This window comes from Rhizobium sp. CF142 (assembly GCF_000281145.1).
Taxonomy (GTDB): domain Bacteria; phylum Pseudomonadota; class Alphaproteobacteria; order Rhizobiales; family Rhizobiaceae; genus Rhizobium.
This window is the reverse complement of record NZ_AJWE01000054.1, coordinates 14,397-38,280: the sequence shown is the minus strand read 5'-3', so window position 1 is coordinate 38,280 and position 23,884 is coordinate 14,397. Positions and strand designations below refer to the sequence as shown.

Sequence of the window (23,884 nt, the reverse complement as noted above, 5' to 3'; positions counted from 1 at the left end):
GAATGACTGACAGCGCCAAGCCGGAGGTTTCCGGTCTTTCCTTCGAAAAGGCGGTTGCCGAACTCGAAAGCATCGTTGCGCGGCTGGAACGCGGCGACGTGGCGCTGGATGAATCGATCGAGATCTACGAGCGCGGCGAAGCCCTGAAGAAGCATTGCGAAACGCTGCTTTCGGCCGCCGAAAACCGTATCGAGAAGATTCGCCTCGACCGCGCCGGCAAGCCGCAGGGCGTCGAGCCGCTCGACGGCGCCTAAAAGCATACTGAAACTCTCCCCCAAGGCGCTTGGCGACCAGCTTCCGACCGATCTATGATCCCCTCTCAAGACAAGAAGGGGACTGACTGATGACGGACAGATTGAAGGACAAGGTTGCCATTATCTCGGGTGGCGCGACCGGCATGGGCGGCGCTGCATCGAAGCTCTTTGCGGCCGAGGGCGCGCGTGTCGCGATCATCGACCGCAATGGCGAGACGGCGGCGAAAACCGTCAATGAAATCCGCGATGCCGGCGGCGATGCCGAGTACTGGACGGCCGATGTCTCGGACGAAACAGCGGTCAATACCGCGGTGGCAGGCGTCGAAGAGCGATATGGGCCGGTCACCGTGCTCTTCAACCATGCCGGCACGATCGTCATTAAGCCGTTCCTGGAGACCACGCTGCAGGAATGGGACTGGCTGCATGCCGTCAACGTGCGCTCCATGTTCCTGATGACCAAGGCGGTGCTGCCGAAGATGATCGAAGCCGGCGGCGGATCGATCGTCTGCACCTCGTCGATCTCGGCGGTCGCCGCCACGCCGATGGAAGTGCTCTACGACACGACCAAGGGCGCGGTGCATATGTTTGCTCGCGCCATCGCCGTCGAATTCCGCGACCGCAACATCCGCTGCAATGCCGTCTGCCCCGGCTTCATCCGCACGCCACATGGCCTGCGCGAAGTGACGGAATTGCAGGCGCATGGCGTCGATGTCTCGGATGCAGCGATCGCCGCGCAGCAGGGCCGGATCGGCGAGCCGGAAGATGTTGCTCGTGCCGCACTCTATCTTGCCAGCGATGAATCGATCTTCGTCAACGGGGCGCATCTTTTCGTCGATAACGGCTTCACTGCGATCTGAGGCTTCGCCGCGATCTGACAAACTGGCCCTTTCGCCACGGACCTGCAGACGCTATCTGTGGCGGGAGTCTTTGTGATCGGAGTGCGCCATGTCCTTTTTCCCCGGTAAAGATCCCCTGCCCGGCGATGCCTTCGCCTGTGACGCGATCGAGAACCTGATCATTCCGCGCACCAGCGATATCGGCGGCTTCCAGGTGCGCCGCGCCCTGCCGACGCGCCAGCGCCGGCTTGTCGGGCCGTTCATCTTCTTTGACCGCATGGGACCGGCGATACTCAAGCCGGATGAGGCTTTGGATGTGAAGCCGCATCCGCATATCGGGCTTTCGACGGTCACCTATCTCTTCGACGGCGAAATCCGCCATCTCGACAGTCTCGGCACCGAGAAGGTCATCCGGCCCGGCGATATCAACCTGATGACGGCCGGACGCGGCATCGTGCATTCGGAGCGCACGCCGGACAATCTGCGCGGCCACCCGCTTCTGATGTCCGGACTGCAAACGTGGCTGGCACTGCCTGACGACAAGGAGGAGATCGACCCCTCCTTCGCCCATACCGAGAAGGGAGAGATGCCGCTGATCGAGACCAACGGCGTGCGTGGGCGCGTCGTCATCGGCGCGTTCGAGGGTCTTGCCTCGCCGGTGAAGGTGTTTACCGATACGCTTTATGTCGATCTCGACTTACAGCCGGGCGCGAAATTTCCCTTCGGTGCGGCTCACGAGGAACGCGCCGTCTATGTGCTGTCAGGCGAAGTCGTCATTGCCGGTGACAGGTTTGCGGCAGACCAGCTTCTCGTCTTCCGGCCGGGCGATGCCATCACGCTCGAAGCGGGCGTGCAGGGCTGTCATCTCATGCTGTTTGGGGGGGCCGCACTCAACTCCAAGCGCTACATATGGTGGAATTTCGTGTCCTCTTCGAAAGAGCGGATCGAGAAGGCCAAGGAGGAGTGGCGCACCGGCCGCTTCGATATCGTTCCCGGCGACGAAGAGGAATTCGTGCCTTTGCCGGAGGGCTGAAGTGCTCTAAGGTGAAAATCTTGCGGTTATACAAATGTAGTTGTTTTGCCGCAATTCAATCGAATAAAGCAAAGCCGATCAGTCAAAGAAGAGCACCCGCCCGTGACACAATCCCCGAAGACCCCGCTGCTCGATCAGGTCACCTACCCTGCCGACCTGCGCAAGCTCGAGGATCGCGATCTGCCGCAGCTTGCGCGCGAAGTCAGGGACGAAATGATCGATGCCGTCTCCCGCACCGGCGGGCATCTCGGCGCGGGTCTCGGCGTGGTGGAACTGACGATCGCCATCCACAATGTCTTCAATACGCCTGACGACCGGCTGATCTTCGATGTCGGCCATCAATGTTATCCGCACAAGATCCTGACCGGGCGCCGCGACCGAATCCGTACGCTGCGCCAGGAAAACGGCCTCTCGGGCTTCACGCGCCGGGCCGAAAGCGAATACGACCCCTTTGGTGCTGCGCACTCCTCGACCTCGATTTCCGCCGGCCTCGGCATGGCAGTTGCTGCCGATATCGACAAGACGGACCGCCGTGTCATCGCCGTCATCGGCGATGGGGCACTGTCAGCCGGCATGGCCTATGAGGCGCTGAACAATGCCGGCGCGCTCGATGCCCGCCTGATCGTCATCCTCAACGACAACGACATGTCGATCGCCCCACCGACCGGGGCGATGAGCGCCTATCTCGCCCGCCTTGCCTCTGGCCGCACCTATATGGGCTTCCGCGACTTCGGCAAGAAACTGACGGCCTATCTCGGCAAGAACATCGACCGGGCGATCACCCGCGCTGTCGAGCATGCCCGCGGCTACGTGACCGGCGGGACGATGTTCGAGGAGATGGGCTTTTATCATATCGGGCCGATCGACGGTCATTCCTTCGACCACCTTCTGCCTGTTCTGCGCAATGTGCGCGACAATGCCAATGGCCCGGTGCTGATCCATGTCGTGACGCAGAAGGGCAAGGGCTATGCGCCGGCGGAAGCTGCAGCCGACAAGTATCATGGCGTCAACAAGTTCGATGTCATCACCGGCACGCAGGCGAAGGTGAAGCCGAATGCACCGAGCTATACCAATGTCTTCGCCGAGACGCTGGTCCAGGAAGCAACACTCGACGACCGCGTCGTCGGCATCACTGCCGCGATGCCGACCGGCACCGGCCTTGACAAGTTCGCCGAGATTTTCCCGTCACGCTGTTTCGATGTCGGTATTGCCGAACAGCACGCCGTGACCTTCGCCGCCGGCCTTGCTGCCGAAGGTTTCAAGCCTTTCGCGGCGCTCTACTCCACTTTCCTGCAGCGCGCCTATGACCAGGTCGTGCATGACGTGGCGATCCAGGGCCTGCCCGTGCGCTTCCCCATCGACCGCGCCGGTTTCGTCGGTGCCGATGGTCCGACGCATGCCGGTTCCTTCGATACGGCCTTCCTTGCCACTCTGCCCGGCTTCGTCGTCATGGCGGCCGCGGACGAGGCGGAGCTGAAGCATATGGTGCGCACTGCCGTTGCCTATGATGCCGGCCCGATCTCGTTCCGTTATCCTCGCGGCGAAGGTGTCGGCGTCGACATGCCGGAGCGCGGCCAGATCCTTGAGATCGGCAAGGGGCGTATCGTCAAGGAAGGCACCAAGGTTGCGCTTCTTTCCTTCGGGACGCGGCTTGCCGACTGTCTGCTGGCGGCCGAAGACCTCGATGCCGCGGGTCTCTCGACGACGGTTGCCGATGCGCGCTTTGCAAAGCCGCTCGACCACGCCCTGATCCGCCAGCTTGCGCGCCATCACGAGATCCTCATCACCGTGGAAGAAGGCTCCGTCGGCGGCTTCGGCAGCCAGGTCATGCAGTTCATGGCTATGGACGGGCTGCTCGACCGCGGGCTGAAGGTGCGTTCGCTCGTCATGCCCGATATCTGGATGGAACAGGCCAAGCCGGAAGCGATGATCGCTCATGCCGGTCTCGACCGCGCCGGTATCGTCTCGACGGTGTTCAACGCGCTCGGGCGAGGTGTTGCCGTCGGCGTGGCCGGTTAAGGCAGCACGCCGACCAGCTTTTTTACTCAGGCTCTTTGCCATCACGGTAGAAGATCATTCCGCCGTGATGGAGCACGTCACCGATGAAGTCGCCATCGGCCGTGAAGCCGGTATCGTCCCAATATTCGATATGATCGCCGGTCACTTCATAACGTCCCTGATAGGCGCTCTTTCTGGTGCCGCGCGCCTCGTCGTAACGACCGTTCGGCAGCAGTTCCTGGCGGACATGTCCATCTCCGGTGATCCACATGCCGAGATAAGGATGGTTCCGCATTTGCATTTCCTCTGAAAGAGCGGATGAGGCCACAAGCGAAAACACGGCCCCGACGAGAGCCCCGCGGATCTGCGCGATCACAGTCCCACGCTCGCCGTCGGGCGCACGGTGATGTCGTTGACATCGACATCCTCGGGCTGCTCGATGGCGAAGCGGATCGCCCGCGCGATGGCGTCCGGCTTCAAGGCGATCTCGCGGAAGGCGACCATGGCCTCGGCTGAGAAAGGTTCGGTAATGGTATCGGCCAATTCGGATTCGACGACACCGGGATAGATGCAGGTGACCCGCAGCTTCCTGTTTTCCTGGCGCAGGCCATCGGAGATCGCCCGCACTGCATATTTCGTGGCGCAGTAGACGGCAGCCGTCGGCACCACAGCCAAACCACCGACCGAGGAGATGTTGATAATCTGGCCGCGCTCCTGTGCATTCATGATCGGCAGTACGGCGGCGACGCCGTAGAGCACGCCCTTGATATTGACGTCGATCATGCGGTCCCATTCCTCGACCTTGAGCGAGGACATCAGCGAGAGCGGCATGACGCCTGCATTGTTAACGAGAACATCGATGCCGCCGAAGGCCTCGACCGCCGCCTTGGCGAAAGCTTCGGTATCGGCCCGGTCGGTAACGTCGAGCGCGCGGAATTCCACTGTGCCGCCACCGGCGCGGATTTCCTTTGCCAACTCTTCCAGCCGGTCGGTGCGGCGCGCGCCGATCATCAGCTTGGCGCCGGCGGCACCCAGTTCGCGTGCGGTGCCGGCACCGATGCCGCTGCTGGCGCCGGTGATGAGAACTGTCTTGCCTTTTATGCCCGTCATGTTCTTTTCCTCATGCTTCAATCGGGACCGCAGCCGGATGCTGCCGATCCATGCGCATGAGATTGGGCTTGGGCAGGCGGAGACCGATAGCAAGCTTTTCCGGATTTCTTGCACGATCTTCCGAAAGCCTCTTCCGGCGCTTGGCATTTGCGGCAGCAGGGTTCATGCTGCTTTCATGGAGAAGATTACCGAACTTGCAGATCTGATTGACCGCCATACCGAGACGGATGGTAATTTCGACACGGTGCTGCCGCGGGTCGGCATCATACGATCCTCCGCCCGCACCGAACCGATCCATACGCTCTACGAGCCTTCGCTCTGCATCGTGGCGCAGGGGCGCAAGCGGGCCGTGATCGGCGAGATCGCGCATGTCTATGATGCGGCGCATTATCTCGTCGTCGGTGTCGACCTGCCCGTCATTGGCGCCGTCGTCGAGGCGAGCGCCAACCGGCCATACTTGTGCCTTCGGCTGCAGCTCGACCGCAGCATGCTTGCCGAAATGCTGCCTGCCGTGCAGGGGCGCCTGCCGGAAAGCCCTGCGGCTGGCGTCAGCGCCACGACGCCTGAAATGATCGACGCAGCCGTGCGCCTGTTGCGCCTGCTCGACACACCTGAGGATGCGGAGGTTCTGGCGCCGCTGATCGAGCAGGAAATTCTCTACCGGCTGATCCGCGGGCCGCAGGGCGCTCTCTTGCGGCAGATCGCCAATGGCGAGAGCAGGCTCAACCAGATCGGCCGGGCGATCGATTTCGTGCGGAAGAATTTCAGCGAGCCCTTCGCCATCGAGCATCTGGCTTCGGTCGCGGGCATGAGCGCCTCATCCTTCTACGAGCATTTCAAGACGGTCATGGCGATGAGCCCGCTGCAGTTTCGCACCCAGCTTCGCCTGCAGGAGGCGCGGCGGCTGATGGTGACCGAGGGGTTGAGCGCAGCCGAGGCGGGTTTCCGCGTCGGTTATGACAGCCCTTCGCAGTTTAGCCGCGATTATGTCCGGGTACATAGCATCCCGCCGCGGCGGGATATTGAGCGGCTGCGAGCGTCCGCCGGTTAACTCCAAAATGGAAAGGGCGACACCGAATGCCGCCCTGCCCTTTTCATCTATCCGGAGATTGCTCTCAGAACTCGGTCCAATCTTCCTGGACGACGACGGCTGCTGTTGCCTGCTTGCCGCCGAAGGCCCTGCTGACCTTGCCAGCAAGTGCGCGGGCCGGAGAGGCGACCGGGCGGGATACCGGGGTTGCGGCAGCGGCTCTCTGAACCGGAGCGGCAGCCTGGGCACCGAGCTTGAACTGGCGCAGCAGGTCGTCGAGGGCGGAGGCTTCCTGGGCGAGCGCGTGGCTGGCCGCCGTCTGCTCTTCGACCATGGCGGCGTTCTGCTGGGTGCCCTGGTCCATATTGTTGACGGCGGTATTGATCTCCTGCAGGCCAATCGACTGTTCGCGGGTGGCCGTGACGATCGCACCGACGTGACGGTTGATTTCCTGGACTTCGGCGACGATCGCTTCCAGCGCCTTGCCGGTTTCGCCGACGAGGCCAACGCCGGAGTTGACCTGTTCGCTCGACGTATTGATCAGCGCCTTGATTTCCTTGGCGGCGTTTGCAGAACGCTGGGCCAGTTCACGGACTTCCTGCGCAACGACGGCAAAACCCTTGCCGGCTTCACCGGCACGTGCGGCTTCAACGCCGGCATTCAGCGCCAGAAGGTTGGTCTGGAAGGCGATGTCGTCGATGACGCCGATGATGTTGGAGATCTCGCCCGAGGACTTTTCGATCTGCTGCATGGCCGAAACCGCCTTGCGGACGACTTCGCCGGACTTTTCAGCGCCGAGGCGGGTGCGCTCGACGAGGTTGCCGACGTCTTCGGCGCGCTTGGCGGAGTCACGAACGGTGGTCGTGACCTCTTCGAGAGCGGCCGCGGTCTCTTCGACGGCAGCGGCCTGCTGTTCGGTGCGGTGGGCGAGATCGTCCGCGGCAGAGCGGATTTCACCAGCGCCGGCGTTGATGGCCGAAGCATTACGGCCAACGGACTGCAGGGCGGCCTGCAGCTTCTCAACGGCATTGTTGAAGTCGTTGCGCAGGCTGTCGTAGTGCGGCGCGAACGGCGTATGGATACGGGCTGCGACATCGCCAATGGCAAGGCCTGCAAGACCGCCGGCCAAAGCTTCGACGGCGAAACGGATCTCGCCTTCTTCGCGGGCCTTCTGCTCGTCGCTCATCTGGCGCTGGCGCTCGGCTTCGCCGCGCATGCGGTCCGTTTCACCGGCAAGCTGCTGCTTTTCGATGGCAGCGTCCTTGAAGACCAGCACGGACTGGGCCATGCGGCCGACTTCGTCCTGACGGCCGGTTGCCGGAACTTCGATATTGTGGTCGCCGCCGGCCAGCCGGTCCATGGCGGCCGTCATGCCGACGATCGGGCGGACGATGGTGCGTGACAGGGCCCAGGCGAGTGCAGCGGCGGCAAGAGCTGCGGCAATGCCGCCGACCAGAAGCGTCGTCTTGAGATCGCTGTTGGCGTCCGCCTGAGCCGCGGCGAGTGCTACGGACTTGTCGCGGGCGAGAGACTTGATCTTGGCGGAAGCGGCGCGGAAGCCGTCGAGCTGGCCCTTGGTGGCGTTGACACCGATCTTGACGACCTCTGCGATCGGCGTTTCTGTTTCCTTGCGGGCCTTGGCCTGCGGCTCGGCGAGCTCGTGGAAATAGAGGTCTGCAGCCTTCTGCATGTCGTCGATCATCGAGACGACCTCAGGCTGGGAAGCGGCGGTCTGTTTTGCAGCGGCAATCGCCTTCAGCATGCGCTCGCGGTTGGCAAAAATATCGCCATAGGTGCTGTCGCTGCGGAAGAGAATGAAGCCGCGCAGGTTGACGGCCTGCTCGAGCATGGCCTGCAGCGCGTCATCGATCTGGTTTACGAGAAGCTCGGATTTTTCCTGTTCGGCGGAAGCGCTCGCCGACGTCGTTGCCTTGGAATAAACGAAAGCGGAAACGGATACGAAAATAAGGATGAGTGCTGCGAAAGTGGCCGCAAGCTTACCATTCAAGGATATGTTTCGAGCGAACATCGGTCAATTTCTCCTGGCGACATCAGGCGCGACAAGGGGCGACCACGCAAATGCGCAGCCACAAGACTTCTTGATGAGGGACATGATCGGCGGGGAGGACGCGGGAGCCTTCATGGCACGAAGCGATTCAAAAGCGAGCCGCTGCAATCAAAGGGAACCTATGCGGGCAGGATTTAAAATTGTTTAAATTTGGTGCGTCGCAGCACAGGTCGGTTTAGTTTATTGCAGTTCCGGCGATGCGAGGCTGCGCTGGCCTGCCCGCGGTGCCAACAAAATGCTTGCAACCGGCGGCTTTGACGGTCATTCACAGCCGATGTCAGATCAAAACAGCCAGCGCCTCGACCAGCTTCTCGTCACCCTCGGCCTCTTTGCGAGCCGCTCGCGGGCGCGAGACGCCGTGGCACGCGGCACGGTGAAGGTCGCCGGCAAGGTAGTGACGAAGGCCGGCGCCGTCTTCGGCGCCGATGCGACAATCGAGATTGACGACCCGGCGCAGGATTATGTTTCGCGCGCAGCGTTGAAGCTGGTGGCAGCGCTCGACCACTTCAGGCTCGACCCGGCAGGACGGCACTGTCTCGACGTCGGCGCTTCGACCGGCGGCTTTACCGAAGTGCTGCTGGAACGGGGTGCTGCGCATGTGACGGCAATCGATGTCGGCCACGGGCAGATGCATCCGAGGATATCGGGCAATCCGCGCGTGACAAATGTCGAGGGGCTGAACGCCCGCAATCTGACGGCTGAGGATATTGATCACCCTGCGGAGTTCATCGTCTCCGACGTCTCGTTCATCTCGCTGAAGCTGGCGCTTGCTCCGGCGCTCGATATTGCGGAGCCGGGAGCGCTTGCTGCAATCCTCGTCAAGCCGCAATTCGAGGCAGGGCGGGAGGCTATCGGCAAGGGCGGGCTGCTCAAGGATCCAACTTCCGGACCTGCCGTGGCGGCAGAACTCGAGCGATGGTTCACTGAAGACATGGGCTGGAAGAGTTTCGGGCTCATCCCCTCGCCCATTTCGGGCGGAGACGGCAATCAGGAATTTCTATTGGCAGGGACAAAAGCGTGAGCACGGAAACAATCACCATCGACAGGCTCGGCGCACAGGGCGACGGTGTTGCTAACGGCAAGGACGGACCTGTCTATGTGCCTTTCACGCTGCCGGGAGAGACGGTGGCGATCGCCCGCGTCAAGAGCCAGGGCACGGTCATGTCGATCGCCTCTGCCTCCGCCGACAGGCAGGAGCCGCCCTGCCGGCATTTCGGGCCGGACGGCGTCAACGGCACCTGCGGCGGCTGCACGCTGCAGCATATGGCAGATGCGCCCTACCGCGCCTTCAAGCGGCAGCTCGTCATCGATGCGCTGAAGTCCAAAGGGCTGACGCCGGAGGTCGGCGAGATCGTCGCCGCCCATCCTGGCGAGCGGCGGCGGGTAGTCTTTGCGGCGCGCAAGACCGAGAAGGATATGCTCATCGGCTTTAACCAGGCCGAAAGTCACCATATCGTCGCCATCGAGGAATGTCCCATCTCGTCGGCGGGGATCATGTCCCGGCTGCCGGCGATCAGGGTGGTTGGAGCGGCGGTCGCAACCAACGCGGATGCCTTCCGCATCGCGGTTCTCGAAACGCTCTCCGGCCTCGATCTCGCAATAGAGGGCATCAAGAAGCTGTCCGACCAGCAGCGTCGCAAGGCGGTCGAGGTCATACTCGGCCTTCGCGGCATTGCCCGCGTTTCGCTCGATGGTGAAATCCTGATCGAGCCGGCCAAGCCGGTCGTCGAGTTCGGCGGTATCCAGGTCTATCCGCCTGCCGGCGGCTTCACGCAGGCGACGAAGCCCGCCGAAGAGGCGATGGCAAAGCTGGTGCTTGCGCATGTCGGCAAGGCCAAGCGGATCGCCGATCTCTTTGCCGGCGCCGGCACCTTTTCGCTGCAGCTTGCCCGTCTCGGCCGCGTGCATGCCGTTGAAGGCGACGGCAAGGCGATTGCAGCACTCGACTACGCGGCGCGCAATACGCAGGGCCTGAAACCGGTGACCGTCGAAAAACGCGATCTCTTCCGCCGCCCGCTGATGACCTCGGAACTCAAAGTCTTCGACGCCGTCGTCTTCGATCCGCCACGGGCGGGCGCGGAGTTCCAGTGCAAGGAACTGGCGCGCTCGATCGTCAAGAAGGTGGTGGCGGTGAGCTGCAATCCGCTGACGCTTGCCCGCGACCTCGCCATCCTCGTCGAGGGCGGCTACCGAATTACATCGGTCACGCCCATCGACCAGTTCCTCTGGACCTCGCATGTTGAGGTGGTGGCAACGCTGGAGAAGTGAGCGGCCGTCGGCAGCCTGCCGATACGCTCTTCAAATGGTTTCGCAGCGCGGGGGTTAAGCGCGCTGCGAACGGGCGATAGCCGTGGATAAATTCGGACAAGGGGGGTCGTACGAAACACGTCACGCGCCCGGACGGTTGGGGGATCCGTCCCCCATTCAATAGTTAGAGCCTGCTTAAGAGAGGCTTTAAATTCGCATCTGATAATAACCACTAATTTTTAGGGTTTCAGCGACGCATGAAAGCCTCGAAGGCAGCGCGCGCCTCGTCACTTCTCATGCGGGTAGCGAAGTGGCGGGCCTCTTCATCGATGCGCGCGATGATCTCCTCCCGCGGGCCGCGAACGAGATCGCGGGCGATCTTCAAAGCTTCCGGCGGTTTGGCGGCAAGCTTTGCGGCCGCAGCGATCGTCTGGCTTTCCACCCCTTCCGGCGTCGTCACCTTCCAGATCAGGCCGGCTTCCTTCGCATCCTCAGCCGTAAATGCCTCGCCGGCAACGAGCATGGCGAAGGCACGCTGATGGCCCATAATGCGCGGGACGATCAGGCTCGAGCCCGCCTCAGGCACCAGCGCCAGATCGACGAAGGGAGTGCGGAACTGGCTGCGGTCGGAAGCAACAGTCAGGTCGCAATGCAGGTTGAGCGTCGTGCCGATGCCGATCGCTAGGCCATCGACGCCCGAGACGAGCGGCTTTTCGGCATTGACGAGTGCATAGAGAAAATCGATCAGCTCCTGGCCCATGCTGCCGCCCATGGCCGCGGCGAGAAAATCGCCGATATCATTGCCGGCCGAGAAGCAGCCTTCGGTGCCGAGAAAGACCGTCACCCGGATACCGGCATCGGCATTGGCGGCGTTCAACGCGTCGGCCATGGTGCGATACATGGCCCGGGTGAAGGCGTTCTTCTTTTCCGGTCGGTTGAAACGGATGAGCTGGACGGCCGGATGAGCTGCAGACCGTTCGATGATGATGGGATCGCTCATTTTCAGCTCCTCAAGCAAGAACGGTGCGGGCAGCGGCAAGGCTGTCGGCACCGTTGACGACACGGTCTCTCAGCGCCGCCGTTTCGAACAAAAGGTTTTCGGCCGCGAAACGGCAGAGCGCGATGCGGCCCTCGCTTGCCCCATCCGCGGTGCGGGCAAGGCCGCCCTTGGCGAGATAGCAGCCGGTGAGCGCAAGGCCGAAAAGACGCTGATAGGGCGTTGCTCCTGACAGGGCCTCGGCGGACTCGCCCTCTGCAAGGCGCGCGAGAAGCCAGTCGGTCGCCTCTGCCAGATCGGCAAGTGCTGCCTCCAGCCTGTTGGCCGTCGAGCCGAAACCGTCGAGATTTGAACTGCGGACAGCCTCAGCGATCGCCTTCAGTTCGGCAATGAAGCCCTTGACCTGCTCGCCATCAGACAAAGGCAGCTTGCGGGTGACGAGATCGATCGCCTGAATGCCGTTCGTGCCTTCATAGATCGGGGCGATGCGGGCATCGCGCAGATAGCGGGCGGCACCCGTCTCCTCGATGAAACCCATGCCGCCATGGACCTGGATACCGAGGGAGGCGACATCGACGCCGGCATCCGTCGCGAAGGACTTGGCAATCGGCGTAAGCAGCGCAGCGCGCTCCTGCCAGTGTTCGCGTCGCTCATTGGCGCGGTGCGCCATGTCGATCGCGTGTGCGCAGGCATAGGCGATGGCGCGTGAGCCTTGCGTCAGTGCCTTCATGGTAAGCAGCATCCTGATGACATCGGGATGGTCGATGATCGGGCTCATTCCGGAGCCGCTCCAGCCGGGCGCCTTGCCCTGCTTGCGCTCCTTGGCATAGGCAATCGCCTTCTGCGTCGCCGCCTCGCAGATCGCCACACCCTGCATGCCGACGGCGAGGCGGGCGTTATTCATCATCGTGAACATGCAGGCGAGACCCTTGTTCTCCTCGCCGATCAGCCAGCCGATCGCACCCTTCTCGTCGCCGAACTTGCCGTCGCCATAGATCATGGTGCAGGTGGGCGAGCCGTGAATGCCGAGCTTATGCTCGAGCGAATGGCAATGAAGATCATTGCGGGCGCCGAGCGAGCCGTCATCGTTGACGAGGAATTTCGGCACGAGGAAGAGCGAGATGCCGCGCGTACCGGCGGGTGCATCCGGCAGGCGAGCCAGCACCAGATGGATGATGTTGCCGGCCGCGTCGTGCTCGCCCCAGGTGATGAAGATCTTCTGGCCGAAGATGCGGTAGCTGCCGTCGTCGCGGCGTTCGGCGCGCGCCTTCAGCACGCCGAGATCGGAGCCGGCATGGGGTTCCGTGAGGTTCATCGTGCCGGTCCATTCACCGGACACCATGCGCGCCAGATATTTTTCCTTGAGAGCAGCACTGCCATGCACGTTCAGCGCCTCGACGGCACCCATGGTGAGCGTCGGGCAGAGCGCGAAAGCCATGGAGCCGGAGTTCCACATTTCGAGGGCCGCGACATTCAGCATGTGCGGCAAAGCCTGGCCACCGAAGTCCTCCGGCGCGGTCAAGCCGTTCCAGCCGCCTGCGGCCCAATTGCGGTAGAGGTCGCGCCAGCCGTCCGGCGTTTTCACCGCGCCATCCGCAAGCCGGGCGCCCTGGCGGTCGCCGATATCGGCGAGAGGGGCGATTTCCTCCGTGGCAAATCGTCCCGCCTCGGCAAGGATAGCATCGACGAGATCTTCGCTAAGATCGCCCAGAAGACCGCCGTCAATCGCCTCAGCCATGCCGGCGACATGCTTCAGCGTGAACGCGATTTCCTCGACAGGCGCCTTATACATCTTATTTCCCTCCGCATTCAGCTCACGTACGGCAAAGCCGGTGCACAAGCGCCTCCATTCGAAGAGCTAATTGATTTTTACGTAAACGTCAATTTGGTTTCGGTCTATAACCTTGATCGAGAGCGCCTTTTCGCTTGTGCACTTGCACAAACAAACGTCATGGAGAATCTCTAAGCGTGTCGCGATCTTTCAGATCCGCCGCCACGCTTTAGGCCTTTGTTTTGACGCATGTCGTTATCGCAAAACCGCTACACAGTTTTGCGCGACATGCTTTAGTAGGATTGATCGCTTTCGCGAGAGGATCGGCAATAATGGATACCTTGCCCGTCAATATACCCGGCCTCGTATGGGCCTACCGTTTCTCGCCGGAAAGCAGGAGAGCCGCGCGGCTGCAAAACAGCGCGACTGCCGCGGAGCTGACCACGGACGACGGTTTCTATTGGCTGCATCTCAACCTCGCCGACGCCCGTGTGCCCGCCCTGCTCGACACGCTCGGCGTGATGGATGACGCCAAGTCGGCGCTGACCACGCGCGACACGCACGCGGTCCTGACCGTCGATGAGCAGATGCTCTACGGCACACTGGTGGACTGCCAGCGCGAATTCGATCAGGACACGGCCGATCTCGGTTGGCTGCATTTCGCCATATCCGACCGTTTCATCATCACCACGCGCCTGCAGCCGCTGAGAAGCGTGGAGCGGACACGTGTGATGATCGAGAAGAATCCGGGCAAGTTCACCCGCCCCGTCGATCTCTTCGAGCTGCTGGTGACCGAGTTCCAGCGTACGCTGATATCAGTCGTCATGGAGCTCACCGAAGAGCTCAACCTGATCGAGGACTTCGTCTACGACAACGCGCCGCGTGACGAGCGCCGCAGGCTTGCTCCCGTCCGCCGCACGATCGTCCGTCTGCATCGCCACCTGCGCACAGTTCTCGCGCTGATGCGGCGAGCCGCAGCCTCCGACGAAGACGAAATGCCCTTCGGTTTTGACGATATTGCCGGGCGGCTGACGAGCCGCCTGGAGACCGTCGACCACGATGTCTATGCGCTGCAGGACCGGGCAAGGCTGCTGCATGAAGAAATCGACTCCAAGCTCTCCTCGGAGACGAACCGCCACCTCTACATCCTGTCGATCATGACGGCATTCCTATTGCCGCCGACACTGGTGACCGGCTTCTTCGGCATGAACACGGCCAACCTGCCCTTCGCCGTCGGCGACTACGGTACGGAATATGCCGTGGGGCTCATCCTCGCCTCCATCGCTTTTGCTTGGTGGCTCTTGAAGCGGGTGCGTATTCTCTAAATGAAACGCCCGGCGCGATGGCCGGGCGTTTTGTACCAATCTGTGGCTTGCCTCAGTAATAGGGCGAATAGCACTGCTGGCGCGGACCGTTATAGGGCTGGAACGTGTTGTCGTAGACCCTGTAGGAACGGTAGCGGTTTTCGCACCAGGCGACGTGGCTCGGATTGATACCCGAGGGTGCCGGTGCGGGCGCATAGTAGCGCGGCTGAGCGACGACGGCGCCGCCGATGATGGCACCGGCGCCGAAAGCTGCCAGCGGATACCAGTAGCCGTTATAGTGACGGTAGCCCGGACGATAATAGGAGTAGCCGCGATAGCCGCCATACCAGCCAGAGCGATAGGCGGGGCGGTAGCCCGGATAGTAGCCGGGGCGATAACCCGGACGATAGTAACGGCGATATTGAACGTTTTCGACAGGCGAAGATTTTTCCACCTGCGGGGCGATCGGCATCTGGATTGCCTGCGACGGCACGAAGCTCGTCACAACGGCGGCGGCGGCCATAACCGCAGTCGCGACCTTCTTACTCAGCCCAAACATTACATGTCTCCGATCAAGAGCGAAAAAAGCCTGTTGAGTAACGGATAAAACGGAAAATTGTTCCCGAAAGACCCGCTTACGGCATCTGCACTCCATCTCTACCGAAGGAGAAATGAACCGGACATTAACCGGTGATTATCGCCCTCAGGCAACGACCGAAAGCTTGGCCTGATCACCCTGCAGGCGATTGACCATGAAGTTCGAATACCATTCTAGGAACTGCATGACGCCACCTTCGTGGACCTGCGAATAAGGACCGGGCTCATAGGCCGGCGAACGGATGCCGAAAGCGTTCTCTTCGACGATGCGGCGATCCTGGTCGTTGGTTTCGGTCCAGACGTGGGTCAGCTCTTCGAGGTTATAATCGACACCTTCGACAGCATCCTTGTGAACAATCCATTTGGTCGTCACAGCCGTCTCATTGGCGCTGAGCGGCAGCACGCGGAAGGAGATGGCGTGGTCGCCGAGCAGATGATTCCACGTCGTCGGATAGTGGAAGAGCAGCATGGTGCCGATGTGGCTGATCTTGACGTCGTCGGAGAGCGGGCGCTTGACGGCCGGCCTGCCGGACATGGTGTAGCTTTCGGCATCCTCGATCAGCGGCATGCGGGCGGTGCGGAACTGCCCGTCCGGCGAGATCTGGAACTTGCTCGGCAGACCGGCAGCCTCGCAGCGCGCCCAGTGGCCGGCAATTTCCGGATCGTCGGCGCCTCCGTCCGTGCCTGTCACGCTCGGTGCTTCCGGATAGGTGCGGCAGAGCTCGGGATGGTTTGCGGCGCAGTGATAGCACTCGCGATTGTTTTCCCAAACCAGCTTCCAGTTGCCCTTCTCGATGATGGTGCTCTGGAAGGCGATCTTGGCCTCGCTGATGTGGTGGGGCGCCATATAGGGCTCGACCTTGTCGCGCACGGTCTGGAAGTCCGGCGCGACATTGGCGAGGCAGATGAAGACGTAACCGGCGACGATTTCGCAATGGACCGGTTTCAGCCCGTAGCCGCTCTTGTCGAAATCATCGCCCATATGGCGCGCGAAGGCGAGCTTGCCGTCGAGATCATAGGTCCACTGGTGATAGGGGCAGACGAGGCGTACCGACGAGCCGTGCTCCTTGGTGCAGACGCGCGAGCCGCGATGGCGACAGCTATTGTGGAAGGCGCGAATGACATTGTCGCGGCCGCGCACGATGACGACGGGATACTCGCCGATCTGGACGGTAAAGTAGGCGCCCGGCTTCGGCAGTTCGCAATCATGGCCGATGAACAGCCAGTCGCGATAGTAGATCATCTCCATGTCCAGACGGAAATAATCCTCGTCAATGTAGAAGGGCTGTTCGAGACTGAAACCCTCGCGGCGGCTCTTGAGCTGGCGCAAAACGTTGCTGCGAATATCCATCTGCCTATCCTCGTGCATGTGGCTGCTACTCTTTTCGAGCACCGCAGCGGAAGCGCGCCCGCTTCCTTCTCCCTCCGGAGAACTGGTCATGGCGTTATTTAAGCACCGAGCATGCCGGCCGCTTGGTTGTAAAGCGACATCCGCTTCGAAATTGACGACAGGGAGTCGAGCGGTCCCCAGAAACATTCACTCGCCTTTGATTATCATCAATTGCGACATTTGATGACCCTTCGGACATGAGTGAATCCAATGTGGCAGTTAAACCTCCTGTCGCATTTGCGACACGTCGCACTCAAACCCAGCTCTCGCGCCTTCTTCCGGTCATTTTAACAGGGCGTTAAGCACGAAATCCTATCCTTGCAGACGACCCACATAGCGGAAGACTGCGACAGCCATGGCCAAACTCCGATATTTCGACACGCGGGAAGCGCCCAAGCTCATCGAACCGCGGCTGCAAACCAAGCATTCGGAATTCCTCCGCACCGGCCGCATCAGTCGCCGCCGCGAGGACTGGCTGCCGGACGAGCGTCGTTACCTCACGCATGAGGAAGTCGCAGAAAAGACGGCACGCAAGCTGCAGGCCGCCGGCGAAAAGACCCACCAGAACATCAACGGCTTCCACCGCTCGATCCAGTTTCCGAAGCTGATCTTCCACCGGACGCTGGCGGACAGCCCGCATCTCGGCTACTGCCATGTGACCGCCTCGCGCACCAAGTTCGCCCGCTACGACGAAGTCGCCTGGGCCTTCTATATCGCCAACTTCTATTCCGACATCGGCGACAACGACAATTTCTTCGACAATATCGCGGTGCAGGGCTCCCGCATGTATTTTGCCGTGGCGATCAAGCCTGGCGAGAGCACGCCGGAGAAGATGGTGGTCGACCGCTCCGTGCGCGGCAACGGCCTGCTCTTCCGCACCAACGATCCACAGATCGCCATCCGCAACATCCTCTTGCTCGGCGCCCGCAACGAGCAGCTTCGCCAGATCATCCGCCAACTGTAGGTTCGCCGACAGTTGATCTACCAACTCCGGGCGGGATTGATCGCGCCGCAAGGAAGGCCTAATGACTGCCGCAGTAAAACCGGGCAGGACATGGCAAGAATAATCGACATCAAGGCGGACAGGCAGACGGCACTCGAAGCCGGCTGCGCGGCACTTGCCGAAGGCTTTGCGATCGCCATTCCGACCGAGACCGTCTATGGCCTAGCCGCCGATGCCACCAATCCGGCTGCTATCACCCGCATCTACGAGACCAAGGGGCGGCCACGCTTCAATCCGCTGATCTGCCACATGGCGGATCTTGCGATGGCAGAGACCTATGCCGAATTCGATCCGATCTCCCGCGCCCTGGCAGAAACCTTCTGGCCCGGCCCGCTGACGCTGGTACTGCCACTGAAATCAGGCACCGCGATCCATGCGCTGGCGACCGCGGGCCTAGACAGCGTCGGCATCCGCATACCCAAGGGTTTTACCGGAGATCTGATCCGTGCCTTCGGACGACCGCTTGCAGCTCCGAGCGCCAATACGTCCGGCAAGGTGAGCGCCACAAGCGCTGCCCATGTCGAGGTTGATCTCGGGGCAAAGATACCTCTCATCCTTGACGCTGGCGCCAGCGCTGTCGGCGTGGAATCGACGATCGTAAAAGTCGAGAACGGCGAACTGCGACTACTGCGGCCCGGGGGACTGCCGGTCAAGGAGATCGAGCGGGTTGTCGGCAAGCATTTGCTGCGTTCGAAGAAGGCAGCCGCGGCGATCGAAGCGCCGGGCATGCTCGCCTCGCATTACGCGCCGGGCGCGGCCGTCCGGCTCGAAGCCACGGCACTGGAACCCGGTGAAGCGTTGATTGCCTTCGGTCCGGACGGGGTGGCAGGCGCCGAGCAAGCGGCGATGGTGCTGAACCTCAGCCCGCGCGGCGACCTCTCGGAAGCGGCCGCCAATCTTTTCGACTACATGAAGAAGGCCGACGCCAGCGGCGCGGCCACGATCGCCTTTTCGCCAATCCCCGATGAAGGGCTTGGAGAAGCGATCAACGACCGGCTGCGGCGAGCGGCAGCACCGCGCGAGTGAGGAAGAGGGACCGGGCTCCATGAGCAGCACAAGCATTTCGCCAGAGATCATCGAACGTTTCACCGCTATCGTCGGCGAGAAATATGCGCTGCGCAGCGAAGCTGATCTCGCGCCGCACCTCATCGAAAACCGCGGCCTCTATCACGGCTCCTCCCCTCTCCTGCTGAAACCCGGTACGGTTGAGGAAGTCTCCGCGATCATGAAGCTTGCCACCGAAACCGGTACGGCCATCGTACCGCAAACCGGCAACACCGGTCTCGTCGGCGGGCAGACGCCGCGCGAGGGCAAGGCGGACATCATCCTTTCGCTCGAACGCATGAACAAGATCCGCGATGTCGATCCGGTCGCAAACGTTCTGGTCGCCGACGGTGGTGCAATCCTCGCCGACGTGCAGAAGGCGGCCGAGGCGCATGGCCGCCTGTTTCCGCTGTCGCTTGGCTCGGAAGGCTCCTGCCGCATCGGCGGCAACCTTTCCACCAATGCCGGCGGCACGGCGGTTCTCGCTTACGGCAACATGCGCCAGCTCTGCCTCGGCCTGGAAGTCGTGCTACCGACAGGCGAGATCTGGGACGGGCTTCGCCGGTTGAAGAAAGACAATACCGGCTATGACCTGCGCGATCTCTTCATCGGCGCGGAAGGCACGCTCGGCATCATCACCGGTGCGGTACTGAAGCTCTTCCCGCAGCCGCTCGGCCATCAGGTGGCCTTTGCAGGGCTTTCTTCAGTCGAGGATGCGCTCGCCTTCTTCAACCTCGCTTCCAGCCTCTGCGGCGCCTCGCTCACCGGCTTTGAACTGATGCCGCGTTTCGGTGTCGAAATCACCGCGCGCAATATCGATGGCGTGCGCGATCCGCTGGAAACGCCGCATGACTGGTATGTGCTAGTCGATATCTCCACCTCAGATTCGGCCGAGACGGCCGAGCGGATGATGAATGCCGTGCTGGAACAGGGTTTCGAGGCGGGACTGGTCGAGGATGCGGCAATCGCCTCCTCCGTCGCGCAGCAGAAGGCGCTCTGGCACATGCGCGAGAGCATGTCGGATGCTCAGAAGCCCGAGGGTGGTTCGATCAAGCACGACGTTTCCGTGCCGGTTTCGAAGATACCGCACTTCATGAACGAGGCTGCAGAGGCGGTGATGGCCGCCATGCCCGGTGCGCGCATCTGCGCCTTCGGCCATATGGGCGACGGCAACATCCATTACAACATCTCGCAGCCTGTCGGCGCTGACAAGGATGCCTTCATCGCCCGCTGGCACGAGATGAACCATATCGTGCACGGGCTGGTGCTTGCCCACGGCGGTTCGATTTCCGCCGAGCATGGTATCGGTCAGCTGAAGCGTGACGAACTGGCGTCGATCCGGCCGGCAATCGAGATGGAACTGATGCGCCGCATCAAGCGCGCCTTTGATCCGGCCGGCATCATGAACCCGGACAAAGTGGTGAGCCTCTAGAACCCTTCCTGGACTCTGGGAAGCTCACGCCATTATCAAAGCGACGATGACGCCTAGCCGGTGCCGCCGGTCAAAAGCTGGAGCGCCGGCGACTGCTGCGTGTTGTTCTTTATGTCGTACATGGCCGCGAAGCGCTTGACGAGCTTGTCGACCTTCTTGGGATCCTGCAGGTCCTCTAGCTTCACGAAACGGCCGAGCAGATCGACCTGCTTGGCGACGTCCATCGACGAAATCTGCGCCGGCAGGCTATAGGTCGTCTGGACGACCTGATAGAGCGCCTTATCACCGAGGATCGAGTAAAGCGAGGTAACGTCGCCGGCTTTGCGCTTGAAATAGAGCGCCAGGCGAACGCCGTCATTCTTTTCGCCCTCCTGGGTTTCCAGGGTCATCTGCACATATTGCTGCTGCGTATTCGCCTCGGCCTGCTTGTCCTGGACCGTACCCATCTTGGCGCGTGTCAGGTTGCCGTCCTTGCCGAAATTGAAGGATGCGACGATCTCCTTGAAGCGCGCGTCGGCCGTAGTGCTGAGATAGCTCTTCTTGTCATCAGGATCGGAGGTGAAGATCTTCTTCAGCGTATCCTTGTCGTACTTCTTCGGATCGAGGCCATTTGCTTTCAGCACGAGATCCGTCAGACGCTTGTCACCCAGAAAATCGTCGAGCGATGTTACGGTGGGAATGGTCTTGCCGAAATAATCCACCTCCTTGGTCGCATCCTTTGAAGCGCGGTCCTTTGCGGGACCGTCCTTCATGAGCATGGTCACGTGCGACTTATAATCGGTCGCATATTTCGCCATCGTGGCAGCAGAGAGAGCCGCCATGGGTTCGGCAGCTTTGCCATCGGCACCAAAATTGAAAGCACGGACCATCTTGGTGATGCGGTCGTCCTTGAACGACGCGACATATCCCTTCGGATCATAGGGGTCGCTGACGAGCAGCTTGCGCATGGTGGAGCGCGAGACGTCATTCGTCGTCAGTCCGTAAGCCTGCAGCGCCATCTGATAAAGATCGGGATAGGAGTCGTTACCGAGGAGCGTGTCGGCGGTCTTGTTGGTCTTCATGAAATCATTGACATTCTTCACGCCATTGGCGTCATCCATTCGCGACTTGTAGTTCGCGACGATGCGGTCGATGAGATCGTTGCCCTGATTGTTGGCGCGAGCGCCGTAATTGTCTGACGTGTTCGTCGTCTGCTCGCCAGTCTGGGGGGATGTCGAGGTCGGCAGCGAGCCGTCCGCAGCGAAATTGAAGGCGGCGTTGAGATCGGCCTGGCCGACGGATGCGGCATAGGCAGGGTCGGTGAGAATACTCTTCAGCTCGGCGTTGCTCGTGTCGTAGGCCAGGCCGTACGCCATTTTCAGATAGTCAGTCAGGGATGAATCGGCAAGCAGCTGATCGACATCATTGATGTCGCCCATCCGGTCCAGAGTGCCTTGCTCCCGTATGTTAGCAGCCGAGTTCAAGGAGGCCATCTGTGTGGTCGTCTGCGCCGGAAGACCGGGGACAACGGTGCCGTCCGCCTGGAAATTGAACGCAGCCTTCACCTTGTCATAGGGGCCGGTACCGCTCTGATCGGTGAGGATGCTGCGCAGATCTGTATCCGAAACGCTCGTCGGAATACTGAAGGCGTAACGGATGTAATTGTTGAGCTTCTGATCGCCGAGCAACTGATCGACGCTGGAGATCGAAGGCATCGTTCTGCCGTAATAGGCGGCTGCGTCGTCTGCCTTCTTGTTCAATGCCGCAACCTGGTCGGCGCTCTGCGAAAGGGTGTTTTGAGCGACCGTGCCGTCCTGACGGAAGTTGAAGAGCTGGTAGACGTCGCTATAGCCTTGAGCCGCCGCGACCGTCGGATCGGTCAGAATGCTGCGAAGCGTGGCATCGCTGATGGTATCGCTGATCTGCAGGTTGGTGCGCAGGAAGCTGACCAGCTTGCTGTCGGCGAGGAAAACGTCGACAGCCGCGGTCGAGCCGTTGTTCGAGAGATCCGCGAGCTTGGCCTGATAGTAGGACGCATTGTTTGCAGCAAGCTGGTTGATGCCCTTAAGCTGCGCGGCGCTCTGGATCGTGCCGTTGACCGAACCATCCGCGTTGAAATTGAAGGCGTCATGGATGTCCTGGTGGCCCGCCGTCGCGGCGTAGGCGGAATCCGTGAGGATGTTTTTCAGCTCGGCATTGCTGAAATCCTGACCGAGGCCGTAGGCATCCTTGATATAAGAGGTCAGAGTCTTGTCGGAAAGCAGTTCGTCGACATTGTTGATCGTGCTGGGACCGCTCGCGGGTACCATCTTGTTCGAGAAGTAACCGGAAACGTTCGACGCTGCGTTCACCATACCCGTCAACTGGTCATAGGACTGCGCGCGCTTCGTCGGAGAGATCGTACCGTCGGACTTGAAATTGAAGGCCTTATAAGCATCTCCCAAATCGACCGAACGGGCATAGGCCGGATCTGTCAGGACGCTCTTCAGCTGCGTAAAGCCCGGATCCATGCCGAATGCGGACCGAACGTAATCCGCAAGCCGCTTGTCGTTGACCAATTGATCGACATTGGTGATCGTGCCGATCTTGGACACATAGTAGCTCTTGTTGAGATCCGACATTGCCGGGCTGGTATAGTACACATCGCTCGCCGTACCGTCGCGGTCGACGATCTGCGGTGCAGTCTTGATGTTATACTGTTCGATGACGTTGTTCTTCTGTGTCGCGGTCTGGGCGGCGCCGCCAACTGCGGGAGCGCGGAACGCGTATAGCTCTGCGACCGCATCGGTCTGGCCGGAATTCTGCGCCGAACCATTGACCGAACCATCGGCGTTGAAGTTGAAGTAAGAACGAAGTTCTTTGTATTTGTCGCCGACATAGTTGAGCGACGGATTAGGGTTGTTGAGCGGCGCGTCGCCGCCAAGTGTGGCCGGATCGCTTGTCAGCACCATCTTGATGAAAGCGTTATCGGCTGTTGCCGGATCGATGCCGACGGACTGGAGCGCCACCGTGCGCAGGCGCGGATCCGCCAGAAGGTCGTCGACCGACTGCACCGAACCGATATTGCTGCGGAAATACTGGGTGTCGCCGTTATCAGGCTTGAAGTTGAACTGCTGCGCGAGCGCATAGAGCTTGTCACCGACATATGTCTTGGTCGGATCGTAAGCCGGATCGCTCGGATCAGGCGCATTACCGCCAAGCTTGCTGATGTCAGTGGTCAGGACATTGGCGACGTAGTCCTTCGACATGTAGGTCGGGTCGATGCCGACGCTCTTCAACGCGTAGTTCAGCAGACGGGAATTGCCGACGAAGTCCTGAACGGTCTTCACGCCATCCATCTGCGCGCTGTAATATTTCGTTTCGGTGGCAGTCTGCTGTGCCGCGTCGGCAAAGGACTGCTTGTAGAGGCCGATCAGATCGTCTTCCTGTGCGTCCGTCTGAATATCCTTGGGCGGCGCATTGAAGTTGAAGGCGGCGGCGAATTCCTTGTAACGCGTGTCGGAAAGCTTGTTGGCAAAACTGTTGGCATTCGTGAGATCGCTCTCCAGAACCTTCTTCATGAAGGCCTTGGCATAGATCATGTCGTCGAGACCGTAAGCTTTCATAGCGTAGCTATAGAGCTTGTAGTCGCCAAGGAAGTCGTCGACGTTCTTCACCTTGTTGATGTTGTCGGCGTAATATTGGGCGTCTTTCTTGACCTGCGCCTGATTGGCGACGCGGTCCAGGCTCTTGGTCATGTCGCGAGACAGGATCGTATACGCGAGAGATGCCGTAATCATTAAGCGCACCCT

General features: G+C 61.0%; 19 protein-coding genes. 11 read left to right on the top strand and 8 right to left on the bottom strand.

From position 1 onward, the window contains the following. Positions 1–2: 2 nt before the first annotated feature. From PMI11_RS13810 to dxs, 4 genes are all read left to right on the top strand, one after another. Positions 3–254, top strand: a complete 252-nt coding sequence (locus PMI11_RS13810) for an exodeoxyribonuclease VII small subunit (protein ID WP_003545921.1) — start codon at positions 3–5, stop codon at positions 252–254. 89 nt (positions 255–343) lie between these two features. Then, entirely contained in the window at positions 344–1,111 is a 768-nt protein-coding gene (locus PMI11_RS13805) for an SDR family NAD(P)-dependent oxidoreductase (protein WP_007817935.1), read from the top strand. An 88-nt stretch (positions 1,112–1,199) separates the two neighbouring features. Next, complete coding sequence (locus PMI11_RS13800; RefSeq protein WP_007817933.1) at positions 1,200–2,123, top strand: pirin family protein; 924 nt, start codon at positions 1,200–1,202, stop codon at positions 2,121–2,123. A 102-nt stretch (positions 2,124–2,225) separates the two neighbouring features. Beyond that, positions 2,226–4,142, top strand: coding sequence for a 1-deoxy-D-xylulose-5-phosphate synthase (gene dxs / locus PMI11_RS13795; RefSeq protein WP_007817931.1), 1,917 nt, complete (start codon positions 2,226–2,228; stop codon positions 4,140–4,142). A gap of 22 nt (positions 4,143–4,164) precedes the next feature. Here the strand turns inward: dxs and PMI11_RS13790 are convergent, their stop codons facing one another. Continuing rightward, positions 4,165–4,422: an Atu4866 domain-containing protein gene (locus PMI11_RS13790; RefSeq protein ID WP_081493244.1), complete on the bottom strand. Its 258-nt coding sequence runs from the start codon at positions 4,420–4,422 to the stop codon at positions 4,165–4,167. A 71-nt stretch (positions 4,423–4,493) separates the two neighbouring features. Further along, positions 4,494–5,231, bottom strand: a complete 738-nt coding sequence (locus PMI11_RS13785) for an SDR family oxidoreductase (RefSeq protein WP_007817929.1) — start codon at positions 5,229–5,231, stop codon at positions 4,494–4,496. A 175-nt stretch (positions 5,232–5,406) separates the two neighbouring features. Here PMI11_RS13785 and PMI11_RS13780 point away from each other — a divergent pair, with 175 nt between their 5' ends. Next, positions 5,407–6,282: an AraC family transcriptional regulator gene (locus PMI11_RS13780; protein ID WP_037071325.1), complete on the top strand. Its 876-nt coding sequence runs from the start codon at positions 5,407–5,409 to the stop codon at positions 6,280–6,282. A gap of 64 nt (positions 6,283–6,346) precedes the next feature. Here the strand turns inward: PMI11_RS13780 and PMI11_RS13775 are convergent, their stop codons facing one another. Further along, a complete protein-coding gene (locus PMI11_RS13775) occupies positions 6,347–8,290 on the bottom strand; it encodes a methyl-accepting chemotaxis protein (RefSeq protein WP_007817926.1) in 1,944 nt (647 codons plus the stop codon). A 313-nt stretch (positions 8,291–8,603) separates the two neighbouring features. Here PMI11_RS13775 and PMI11_RS13770 point away from each other — a divergent pair, with 313 nt between their 5' ends. Together PMI11_RS13770 and PMI11_RS13765 are read left to right on the top strand one after the other, a co-directional pair. Continuing rightward, positions 8,604–9,350: a TlyA family RNA methyltransferase gene (locus PMI11_RS13770; protein ID WP_037071324.1), complete on the top strand. Its 747-nt coding sequence runs from the start codon at positions 8,604–8,606 to the stop codon at positions 9,348–9,350. After that, positions 9,347–10,597: a class I SAM-dependent RNA methyltransferase gene (locus PMI11_RS13765; RefSeq protein ID WP_007817922.1), complete on the top strand. Its 1,251-nt coding sequence runs from the start codon at positions 9,347–9,349 to the stop codon at positions 10,595–10,597. The genes PMI11_RS13770 and PMI11_RS13765 overlap by 4 nt, the downstream gene beginning before the upstream one ends. Before the next feature lie 226 nt (positions 10,598–10,823). On the opposite strand, the gene PMI11_RS13760 is transcribed toward PMI11_RS13765, so the two are convergent. Together PMI11_RS13760 and PMI11_RS13755 are read right to left on the bottom strand one after the other, a co-directional pair. Then, on the bottom strand, positions 10,824–11,576 hold the full coding sequence (locus tag PMI11_RS13760) for a crotonase/enoyl-CoA hydratase family protein (RefSeq protein ID WP_007817919.1): 753 nt from the start codon (positions 11,574–11,576) through the stop codon (positions 10,824–10,826). A 10-nt stretch (positions 11,577–11,586) separates the two neighbouring features. After that, positions 11,587–13,365 (bottom strand): acyl-CoA dehydrogenase, encoded by a 1,779-nt coding sequence (locus PMI11_RS13755; RefSeq protein WP_007817917.1) that lies wholly within the window; start codon positions 13,363–13,365, stop codon positions 11,587–11,589. A 311-nt stretch (positions 13,366–13,676) separates the two neighbouring features. On the opposite strand from PMI11_RS13755, the gene PMI11_RS13750 reads away from it, so the two are divergent. After that, a complete protein-coding gene (locus PMI11_RS13750) occupies positions 13,677–14,669 on the top strand; it encodes a transporter (RefSeq protein ID WP_007817914.1) in 993 nt (330 codons plus the stop codon). A 52-nt stretch (positions 14,670–14,721) separates the two neighbouring features. Here the strand turns inward: PMI11_RS13750 and PMI11_RS13745 are convergent, their stop codons facing one another. Together PMI11_RS13745 and PMI11_RS13740 are read right to left on the bottom strand one after the other, a co-directional pair. After that, on the bottom strand, positions 14,722–15,207 hold the full coding sequence (locus tag PMI11_RS13745) for a BA14K family protein (RefSeq protein ID WP_007817912.1): 486 nt from the start codon (positions 15,205–15,207) through the stop codon (positions 14,722–14,724). Positions 15,208–15,351: 144 nt separating this feature from the next. Further along, positions 15,352–16,596, bottom strand: coding sequence for an aromatic ring-hydroxylating oxygenase subunit alpha (locus PMI11_RS13740; RefSeq protein ID WP_007817910.1), 1,245 nt, complete (start codon positions 16,594–16,596; stop codon positions 15,352–15,354). 394 nt (positions 16,597–16,990) lie between these two features. Here PMI11_RS13740 and PMI11_RS13735 point away from each other — a divergent pair, with 394 nt between their 5' ends. The 3 genes from PMI11_RS13735 to PMI11_RS13725 all read left to right on the top strand — a co-directional run bounded on the left by PMI11_RS13735 (position 16,991) and on the right by PMI11_RS13725 (position 20,114). After that, positions 16,991–17,599 carry a DUF6656 family protein gene (locus PMI11_RS13735; RefSeq protein ID WP_007817908.1) on the top strand — a complete coding sequence of 203 codons (609 nt, stop codon included), beginning with the start codon at positions 16,991–16,993 and terminating at the stop codon, positions 17,597–17,599. Positions 17,600–17,689: 90 nt separating this feature from the next. After that, the gene (locus tag PMI11_RS13730) at positions 17,690–18,664 is read left to right on the top strand and encodes an L-threonylcarbamoyladenylate synthase (protein ID WP_007817905.1); all 975 of its coding nucleotides are present in this window, start codon (positions 17,690–17,692) and stop codon (positions 18,662–18,664) included. Between the two features lie 19 nt (positions 18,665–18,683). Further along, on the top strand, positions 18,684–20,114 hold the full coding sequence (locus PMI11_RS13725) for an FAD-binding oxidoreductase (RefSeq protein ID WP_007817903.1): 1,431 nt from the start codon (positions 18,684–18,686) through the stop codon (positions 20,112–20,114). 53 nt (positions 20,115–20,167) lie between these two features. Here PMI11_RS13725 and PMI11_RS13720 read toward each other — a convergent pair whose 3' ends face one another. Further along, the gene (locus PMI11_RS13720) at positions 20,168–23,872 is read right to left on the bottom strand and encodes a DUF1217 domain-containing protein (protein ID WP_007817901.1); all 3,705 of its coding nucleotides are present in this window, start codon (positions 23,870–23,872) and stop codon (positions 20,168–20,170) included. Between the last annotated feature and the right edge of the window lie 12 nt (positions 23,873–23,884).